The sequence below is a fragment of the Corallococcus exercitus genome (genome assembly GCF_003611585.1).
Lineage (GTDB): Bacteria > Myxococcota > Myxococcia > Myxococcales > Myxococcaceae > Corallococcus > Corallococcus exercitus.
The window spans coordinates 22,252-31,571 of sequence record NZ_RAVW01000057.1; the positions used below are offsets into that span (position 1 = coordinate 22,252).

The following is a 9,320-nucleotide window of genomic DNA, read 5'->3' on the forward strand; positions in this document are numbered from 1 at the left end:
GCAGCGGGGGTGACGCGGAGCGCCGGGGGGCACTCTGCGTGAAATCCATCCTGCACGCTCCCCGGCAGACTTGAAAGAGTGGTTTACCTGGATGGCGGTGGCGGAGGCCCCGGGCCTGCCGGGAAGGCGCGGGCGCGGTAGAGTCCCGCCGCGCGAAGAGGTGGGACATGGAGCAGGAACAGGACGGGGGCGGGAACGCACTGGCGGTGCCGGCGGCGCAGCCACCGCTGGAGGCGCGGGCTCCGGACGTGGGGCCGGTGAAGACGGTGGCGGGCGGGGTGCCCGCGGTGTTGAGCGCGTTCAAGCACGTGCTGTCCGAAGCGGGCCCGTGGCGCGGCGGCAAGCTCGTCTGGAAGATCAACCAGAATGACGGCTTCGACTGTCCGGGGTGCGCGTGGCCGGATCCGTCCCACCGCTCCGTGCAGGAGTACTGCGAGAACGGCGCGAAGGCGGTGGCGGAGGAGGGCACGCAGGAGCGCGTGACGCCGGAGTTCTTCCGCGAGTGGAGCGTGGCGCGGCTCGCGGAGCAGTCGGATTTGTGGCTGGGCAAGGCGGGCCGGCTCACGCACCCCATGGTGCTGCGCGAGGGCGCGGCGCACTACACGCCCCTGTCCTGGGACGAGGCCTTCGCGCTGGTGGCGGAGGAGTTGAACGCGCTGGGCTCGCCGGACGAGGCGGCCTTCTACACGTCCGGCCGCACGAGCAACGAGGCCGCGTTCCTCTACCAGCTGTTCGTGCGGGAGTTCGGCACCAACAACCTGCCGGACTGTTCGAACATGTGCCACGAGTCCAGCGGCAAGGGGCTCACGGAGACGATTGGCATTGGCAAGGGGTCGGTGACGCTGGAGGACTTCGACCACGCGCAGGCCATCTTCGTCATCGGGCAGAACCCGGGCACCAACCACCCGCGCATGCTGACGGCGCTCCAGGCCGCCGCGCGCCGGGGCTGTGAAATCGTCAGCGTCAACCCGCTGCCGGAGACGGGGCTCAACCGCTTCAAGCACCCGCAGGAGGTGCTGCACCTGTTCGGCCCGGGCACGGCGCTGAACAAGCTGTTCCTCCAGGTGCGCATCAACGGCGACGTGGCGCTGCTCCAGGGCCTGGGCAAGGCGCTGCTGGAGCGCGAGGCGAAGGCGCCGGGCACGGTGGTGGACCGGGCCTTCGTCGAAGGCAAGACGGAGGGCTTCGACGCGTACGTGGCGCACCTGGCCACGGTGTCCTGGGACGACGTGGTGGAGGAGAGCGGCGTTCCGCGCGACCAGATTGAAGCGGCGGCGGACATCCTGGCGCGCTCCGAGCGCACCATCTTCTGCTGGGCCATGGGGCTCACGCAGCACAAGAACGCGGTGGGCAACGTGCAGGAGGTGGTGAACCTCACGCTGTTGCGCGGCAGCATCGGCAAGCAGGGCGCGGGCGTGTGCCCGGTGCGCGGTCACAGCAACGTGCAGGGCGACCGCACCATGGGCATCTGGGAGCACGCGAAGCCGGAGTTCATGGACGCGCTGGCGCGCGAGTTCGGCTTCGCGCCGCCGCGCCACAACGGGCTGGACACGGTGGGGACGCTCCAGGCGCTGCACGAAGGGCGCGTGAAGGTGTTCTTCGCGATGGGGGGCAACTTCCTGTCGGCCACGCCGGACACGGAGTTCACCGCGCGGGCGCTGAGGCGTGCGCGGCTCACGGTGCACGTGTCCACGAAGCTCAACCGCGCGCACCTGGTGCATGGCCAGCGCGCGCTCATCCTCCCGTGCCTGGGGCGGACGGAGCACGACGTGCAGGCGGCGGGGCGGCAGTTCGTGACGGTGGAGGACTCGATGGGGATGGTGCACGCGTCGCGCGGCGCCGTGGCCCCCGCGTCCGAGCACCTGCTCAGCGAGCCCGTCATCGTGGCCCGGCTGGCCCGGGCGGTGCTGGGGGAGCGCTCGAAGGTGCCGTGGCTGTCGCTGGTGGAGGACTACGACCGGGTGCGCGAGCTCATCCAGCGGTGCATCCCGGGCTTCGAGGACTTCAATCGCCGCGTGCGCGAGCCCGGTGGGTTCGCGCTGCCCAACGGTCCGCGCGAGGGGCGCTTCACGACGAAGGACGGCAAGGCGCACTTCACGGTGCACCCAATGCCGCGCCACCGGCTGGAGCCCGGGCAGCTGTTGATGATGACGCTGCGCTCGCATGATCAATACAACACCACCGTGTATGGCCTGGACGACCGCTACCGGGGCATCCGCCAGGGGCGGCGCGTGGTGTTCCTGCACCCGGAGGACGTGAAGGAGCGCGGGCTGACGGCGGGGCAGAAGGTGGACCTGACCAGCCACTTCCAGGGGGAGACGCGGGTGGCGCGCGAGTTCCTGGTGGTGCCGTACAACATCCCGCGCCAGTGCGCGGCGACCTACTTCCCGGAAGCGAACGTGCTGGTGCCCGTGGACAGCTTCGCGGAGAAGAGCCGCACGCCCACGTCGAAGTCCGTGGTCATCACCGTGGCGCCAAGCCCCGTGGCCCAGGCCCTCGTTCCGGCAAGTCCTTCGAGGTCCGGGTGAGCCTGTCGCAGCCGTTGGTTGAAGCCTCCTGGCCGGAGCCGCTCCAGGCCCTCCACGCACGCGTCGCCGCGACCGCGCCGCAGGAGGCCGTGGCTTCGAGCGCGGAGTGGCGCGAGGACTTCGCCCGCTGGGTGCGCGGTGCTTCGCTGGAGGAGCGCAACCGGGCCCAGGCCGCCGCGTGGGAGCGGCTGTCCCCCGGAGAGCGCACCCCGGCGGAGTTGCTCTTCCTGCTGTCCACCCTCAACGAGCTGCTCTGGCCCTACGAGGACCCGCGCCCGGGCCTGCTGAAGCAGTTGCTCGCGAGGCAGCACGCCGCGGTGACGGCGCTCCGCGACGCGGGCGATACGGAGAACGCCGAGCGCATCCAGCGCGAGAGCTCCGTGACCGTGTCCACGGTGCTGACGCGCTACCTCAAGCGCCACCCGGAGGCGCTGTCGACGCTGGTGCGCGGCGTGCCCTGCACCTACGACGGCCGCGCGCTGCGCTTCCAGGACGCGGTGGAGGTGGACCTCAAGTACGTCATGGGCACGGGGGCGAAGTCCGTGGACCTGCTGGAGCAGCTGCGCGCGCTGCTCCCGGACACGCGCGACGGCGGCCGCGACAAGCTCACCGACTTCATCCGCACCCGCGCCGCGCGCATCCCCTGGCGCGAGGCGAGTGAGGTGCTGGGTGAGCGCCTCTTCTCGCTGGCCACGTCGGAGGATGGCCGCGGCGGCATGCGCGGCTTCCTCGCGTGCTACCCCAACGGGCGCAAGGAGCCGGACTGGTGCTCGCGCGCGGGGCTCCTGCTGGCGCGCACGGTGGAGGTCGGCGGGCCGCCCGCGGTGGTGGAGAACCTCTGCGACCTGCTCACGCTCTTCGACGCGCCCCCGGTGGACGGGCTGCGCGGGGCGCTGGGCGCGCTCGTGCAGAGCGATTTCGAGACGGCCGCCGACCTGGGCCACGCGCGCTTCGTGCTCGACCACTGCCAGGCCACGATGCGCAAGGCCGAGCCCGCGTTGGCGCTCACGCTCCTGTGGCTGGAGGAGCGGCTGTTCCGCGCCTCCATCCAGCGCGGCGTGCCGGAGGCCTTCGAGCGGCGCGCCCGCGCCCGCGCGAAGCTGGAGTCGCTGCCCGGCTTCACGCACCTGGTGTGGCTGGCGGAGGAGTGCGCGGAGATGTGGCCGCGCTTCCGCACGCCCGCGCGGCCCGGCCTGGATGGGCTGGTCGCCTGGCGCAAGGAGGTGACCTGGCGCATGGGCAGGAAGCCCGTGCTGCGCAAGGCGGCCATCGAGTTCCTCCTGTGGTGCGCGCCGGATGAGGCCTCGTCGGAGGCGGAGCTGGCCACGCTGTCCCTGGTGCGCACCGCCACGGACCGGCGCCAGGTGCGCCGCCTGATGGAGCACCCGTCCCCCCGGGCCCGCTTCCGCGCCCGCGCGCTCCAGGCCTTCCTCCAGGCCGGAGCAGGGCAGGGGAAGCACGCGCCTCCTGCCGAGTCCTCCGAGCCCACGACGCTGACCGGCTCCCTGCGCCACCTGCACGCGACGCGCGCGGTGCCCGTGGGCGGCCGCACGTGGCTGCGCGACCGCGACCTGGAGGACCTGCTCGTGGGCTCGGTGGGACGCGTGGAGGCGGACGCCGCCCAGCGCCATCCGCAGCGCTTCCGCGAGGAGACGTCGGAGCTGGTCGCGGGGCTGCTCGAGGGGCTGCGCTCGGAGCTGGAGCGCGTGCAGGCGGACCTGGGTTCGCTGCTGGCCTCGCCGCTGTCGCTGTCCATGAGCGTGCGCCGACAGCCGGCACCGCCTCCGGACGGGGGCACGGAGGTGGCCTTCGTCGTGTCCGTGGAGCGCGAGGGCTTCGTGCGCACGCGCCGCGTCGTCCGCGTGCCGGTGGCGAAGCTGGAGCAGCGCGGGGAGGGCCAGTGGCTGCCCACGTTCCGCCTGGGCCGTGAGCGCCTGGACGCGCTGCTCACCCGCACGGAGGCCGCGTTCTGCCTCTTCCTGGTGCCCGCCTTCGTGCGTCCGGAGTGCTGGGTGCTGCCCGCGCGGCTGGCTCGGGCCCTGATGGAGACGCAGGGCGCCCTGTCCGGCGTGCCGCGCGACGCCGCGCAGGGGGCGTCCCGGTCCCTGGCGCAGTGGCTGGTGTACGACGTGCTGGGCCTGTGGGTGGGCGACGAGCGGCCCGACGTGGTGGAGGCGGCGCGCGAGGGGGACAGCGCCGCGGAGTTCGTGGTGGACCTCACGGTCCGCTGACCCCCTGGAAAAAAGCCCCGGGAATTGTCCGGGAATATCCAGAAGCCCCGGCGTAAAGGCGGATGAGGGGTGCTGGAACACATGCCCGGGAGGGGTCCCGGGCCACGGGTCCGTCCGTCGGCTGACGGGATGGCATGCCTCCACGCGCGCATCGTCGCCGTGTCTCCAGGGAAGACAGAGGCATTCATCATGAAGACTTCGTTGCGTGCGGCGTGGGCCCTCCTGGGCCTGGCCGTCACGGCCGGACTGGGTGCGTGTGGCGAGGGCACCGGAATGAACGCCGAGCACCGGCTCGTGTCGTCCTCCGACGCGCCCGTCCTCGCGCAGCAGTCGTCGGCGCTGTCGGACACGCTGGAGCAGTACGCGGCCAAGTGCGACGCGGCCATCGGCGCCACGGTGCCGGACTTCAACTGCGAGCTGGGCACGGTGGTGCCCACGACGAACCACGTCAACGGCAAGTGTGACCGGCCCAACCGGCTCAACGAGCAGTGTGATCCGGGCAGCCGCTTCCAGGTGCTGAAGGACACGGCGGACGTGTCCATCGTCGCGCACTGCCGCAAGCAGGGGAACGCGGCGAACTACTACGGCGACATCGCCGTCATCCAGACGAACAAGAAGAACGGCGCCACCTGCTTCTACCAGGCGCTGGGCACGCTCTACGGCGCGGACGTGAAGGCCCCCTCCAAGGGCACGGGCGCGTGGAGCTGGAAGACGCCCGCGGACACGGCGTCCATCCGGTGCGTGCGCTGCCATGACAACGGGGCGCTCATCCGCTCGCCGTACCTCACGCAGGTGACGGGCGTGAACAAGCTGCCGGGCGCGGGCGACTACGGCTTCAACCACGACCAGCCCTACCGCTTCATCGGCGCGGACTTCGCGACGTGGAAGGCCTACAAGGTGGAGGTCGCCGGCAACGTGTGCCTGGGCTGCCACCGCATGGGCACGAACAACCAGCTGGGCTACGACGACGGCGTGGCGCTGGACCTGGGCATCCGCGCGACCGCGACGTCGGAGGTGGCGAAGAACCCGCACTCGCCCGCGTCGCCCATCTGGATGACGCCGGGCTCCACGTACTACGACGCGAACAACGCGAGCGCCGCCGCCGCCATCCGGGCCTGCGCGCTGCGCCGCAACGAGGTGCCGCTGCCCAACACCTCCGCGTGCCGCATCACCCAGTACACGGACGTGGGCGTCCCCAACCTGCCGGGCACCTTCACCGCCGTCTGGGAGCCGGGCACGCAGTCGGAGCTCCAGGCCTACGCCCGCACCTATACGGAGTACCGCGAGAAGTATGATCAGCTCTGGTCGCAGGGCTGGCGCCTGCACACGCTGCAGCCGTACGTGGTGGGTACGCAGGTGCTCTACAACGCCGTCTGGCGCCCGGGCACGGAAGGAGAGTTCCAGCTCTACGGCGCCACGTACACGGCCTTCCGGGCGAAGTACGACGAGCTGTGGCCGCAGGGTTGGCGCCTGAAGATCCTCCAGCCGTACGTGGTGAACGGGCAGACGTACTACACGGCCGTCTGGCGCCCGAGCACGGAAGGGGAGATCCAGCTCTACGGCGCGACGTATGCGTCCTACCGCTCGACGTATGACTCGCTCTGGCCGCAGGGCTGGCGGCTGAAGCTGCTCCAGCCGTACGTGGTGAACGGGCAGACCTACTACACGGCCGTCTGGCGTCCGAGCACCGAGGGCGAGGTGCAGGTGTACGGCGTCACGTACGCGTCCTACCGCGCGACGTATGACTCGCTGTGGCCGCAGGGCTGGCGCCTGAAGCTGCTGGAGCCGTACGTGGTGAACGGCCAGACGCTCTACACGGCGGTGTGGCGTCCGAGCACCGCCAGCGAGTCCCAGCTGTACGACTCGGACTACAGCGGCTACCGCGGCCGCTACGACGAGCTGTGGCCGCAAGGCTGGCGCCTGAAGATCCTCCGCGCCTACTGAAGCGCGGTCCACCACACGCCACTGGTCCCGGGGGGAACCGTGTCCTCAATGAACCTGTCGAACGAGGAGTCCGCCGTGTCGCGTTTCCACTGCGAGATGAAGCCGGAGCAGAAGGGGGCGCGCGCGCGAGCCCCGGATGAGCGTCCGGGGACGTACGTGGACGGGGTCCGGTGGCGTCAGTCGAGAGCAAGGGGGCGCGGCGGCGCGGCAGGAGGACATGGGCTCGAGCGGATCCAGAGCCCCTCGGAGCCGAGGGACGCTCCGTCAGCCCTCCCGATGCAGGTGGAGCCGGAGCCGGCGAAGGAGTCCGGTCCGGCGGCCCTGCCGGAGCGGGCGACCTTCGGAGACCTGGTGGCCACCTCCGCCGCGACGCGGGCCAGCTTCGAGCGCATGGCATGCGCGGCCGCGTGCAACGCCACGGTGCTGCTGGAAGGGGAGACGGGCACCGGCAAGAGCCGCGCGGCGCAGGCCATCCACCGCGCCGGAGCCCGCGCGAACGCGCCCTTCCTCGTCGTGGACTGCGGCGCGCTCCCGGCCAACCTCCTGGAAAGCGAGCTGTTCGGCCACGAGAAGGGAGCCTTCACCGGCGCCATCCAGCGTCGCGTGGGGGCCTTCGAGGAGGCCGACGGCGGCACCATCTTCCTGGATGAAATCGGCGAGCTCCCCGCCGAGCTCCAGCCGAAGCTCCTCCGCGTGCTGGAGAACCGGGAGATCCGCCGCCTGGGCTCCAACACGTACCAGGCGGTCAACGTGCGCGTCATCGCGGCCACGCACCGCGACCTGCGCCAGGAGGTCCAGGCGGGCCGCTTCCGCGCGGACCTCTACTTCCGCCTCGCCGTGGTGGGCATCTCCATCCCTTCACTCCGCGAGCGCACGGAGGACATCCCGTTCATCGTCGAGCGCATCCTCGCGGGGCTGGGCGCCACGCCCGAGCAACAGGCGAAGTTCACCACGCCGGACTTCCTCGCGCGGCTCCAGCGCGCCCCCTGGCCGGGCAACGTGCGCGAGCTGCGCAACCACCTGGAGCGCTGCCTCGTCTTCCAGGACGCGCTGCTCCCCACGGCGCCCGACGTCGCGAGTCCCCTGGTCCCCGCCTCTCGCGCGGTGGACCCCCTGCTGACGTACGCGGAGTCGCGGCGCCGGGCGCTGGAGTCCTTCGAGCGCGACTACATCGAAGCGCTCCTCAAGCTGCACGGCGGCAAGGTGTCCCAGGCCGCGGCCGCCGCGGACATGGACCGCGTCTACCTGTACCGGCTCCTGCGCAGACACGGCCTCAAGAGCTGACGCGCTCACAAATCCCGCGCGCGGCGCGGGCGGGTGTCGGAGAATCCGCCGCATGTCCGCTCCCATCCTCGACCTGCACGCGCTCCCGTCGATGCCCGCCACGCTCCTGCGCGCGGCCGTTCCCTTCGGGAAGTCCCGGGGCAGCACCGCGCTGCCGGACCTGACGCTGCGGGTCCACGGCTGCCGCGCGTCGCCCGCGCTGCTGGAGCGCTACCGCACCACGTGCGGCTTCGACGCCGACGGCTTCCTGCCGCTCACGTACCCGCAGGTGCTCGCGACGCCGCTGCACATGAGCCTCCTGGGCCTGCCCGACTTCCCGTACTCCGCGCTGGGCATCGTGCACGTGCGCAACCACCTCCAGCAGCACCGCCGCCTGCCGGACACCACCGCGCTCACCGTGGCCTGCCGCTTCGACGGCCTGCGCGAAGTGCCCGCCGGCCACGAGTTCGACATCCAGACGCGCGTGGAGGCCCAGGACACGGGCGAGCTGCTGTGGGAGGCCGTCAGCACCATGCTGCGCCGCGATGGACCCCGGAAGGACAAGGACGGCACGCGCAAGGCCCCGCCTCCCGAGGACTCGCGCTTCGCGTCCAGCCGGCCTGCGTCCTGGAGCATCCCCGCGGACACCGGACGCCGCTACGCGCGGGCCTCCGGCGACTTCAACCCCATCCACCTCACCGCCATCACCGCGAAGCCCTTCGGCTTCCCGCGCGCCATCGCGCACGGCATGTGGACGCTCGCGAGGTGCGTGGCGGAGCTGGGCGAAGCGGCCCATGCGGACGCGCTGCGCCTGGATTGTGATTTCAAGAAGCCCCTCTTCCTGCCCTCCCGGGTGACGTTCCAGACGGCTCGCGAGTCCGCGGGCGTGGCGTTCCGGGTGCTGTCGGAGGAGGGGAAGCCGCACCTGGTGGGGCGGCTGGGCTGAAGGGACGGGCGACGCGCCGGCGGGCCGGAGAGGGGCCCGCCAGCCGCGTCAGTCACTGAGCTCCGGGAGGTCCGGCAGGCTGTCCGGGTCCAGCTTCATCAGGGCGCACAGCCGGCTCAGCGTGGGGATGGTGGGGACCATCACCCCTCGCTCGACGCGGGCCAGGACTTCCACGCCCAGTTCCAGATGCTCGGCGACTTCCTCCATGGAGAGCCCCGCCTGCTGCCGCGCTGCCTTCAGCGCGGCGCCAAGCGCTTCGGCCCGCTCTCTCCGACTCTGTGTCATCCCCCGAGCATGGCGCCATCCGGCCCTCGCGTCACTTGAATCCCACACGCCCCCCTCGTGGACGGCGGCCCGGCCGGGGAGCGCTCCCCCGGGACTGGCTCTTATACACATCTCCGAGCCCAC

Annotated in this window: 6 protein-coding genes; 5 read left to right on the forward strand and 1 reads right to left on the reverse strand. The window is 71.7% G+C overall.

The window, feature by feature from the left end:
- Positions 1-167: 167 nt before the first annotated feature.
- From D7W79_RS10185 to D7W79_RS10205, 5 genes are all read left to right on the forward strand, one after another.
- Complete coding sequence (locus D7W79_RS10185) at positions 168-2,528, forward strand: FdhF/YdeP family oxidoreductase (protein ID WP_120525160.1); 2,361 nt, start codon at positions 168-170, stop codon at positions 2,526-2,528.
- Entirely contained in the window at positions 2,525-4,759 is a 2,235-nt protein-coding gene (locus tag D7W79_RS10190) for a hypothetical protein (protein WP_244221692.1), read from the forward strand. Before D7W79_RS10185 ends, D7W79_RS10190 begins: the two co-directional genes overlap by 4 nt.
- A 189-nt stretch (positions 4,760-4,948) precedes the next feature.
- Positions 4,949-6,703, forward strand: coding sequence for a hypothetical protein (locus D7W79_RS10195; RefSeq protein ID WP_147441874.1), 1,755 nt, complete (start codon positions 4,949-4,951; stop codon positions 6,701-6,703).
- A gap of 48 nt (positions 6,704-6,751) precedes the next feature.
- On the forward strand, positions 6,752-7,987 hold the full coding sequence (locus D7W79_RS10200) for a sigma-54 interaction domain-containing protein (RefSeq protein WP_120525162.1): 1,236 nt from the start codon (positions 6,752-6,754) through the stop codon (positions 7,985-7,987).
- A gap of 52 nt (positions 7,988-8,039) precedes the next feature.
- Entirely contained in the window at positions 8,040-8,912 is an 873-nt protein-coding gene (locus D7W79_RS10205) for a MaoC family dehydratase (RefSeq protein WP_120525163.1), read from the forward strand.
- 48 nt (positions 8,913-8,960) lie between these two features.
- On the opposite strand, the gene D7W79_RS10210 is transcribed toward D7W79_RS10205, so the two are convergent.
- Positions 8,961-9,197: a helix-turn-helix domain-containing protein gene (locus D7W79_RS10210; protein ID WP_043321491.1), complete on the reverse strand. Its 237-nt coding sequence runs from the start codon at positions 9,195-9,197 to the stop codon at positions 8,961-8,963.
- Positions 9,198-9,320 lie beyond the last annotated feature (123 nt).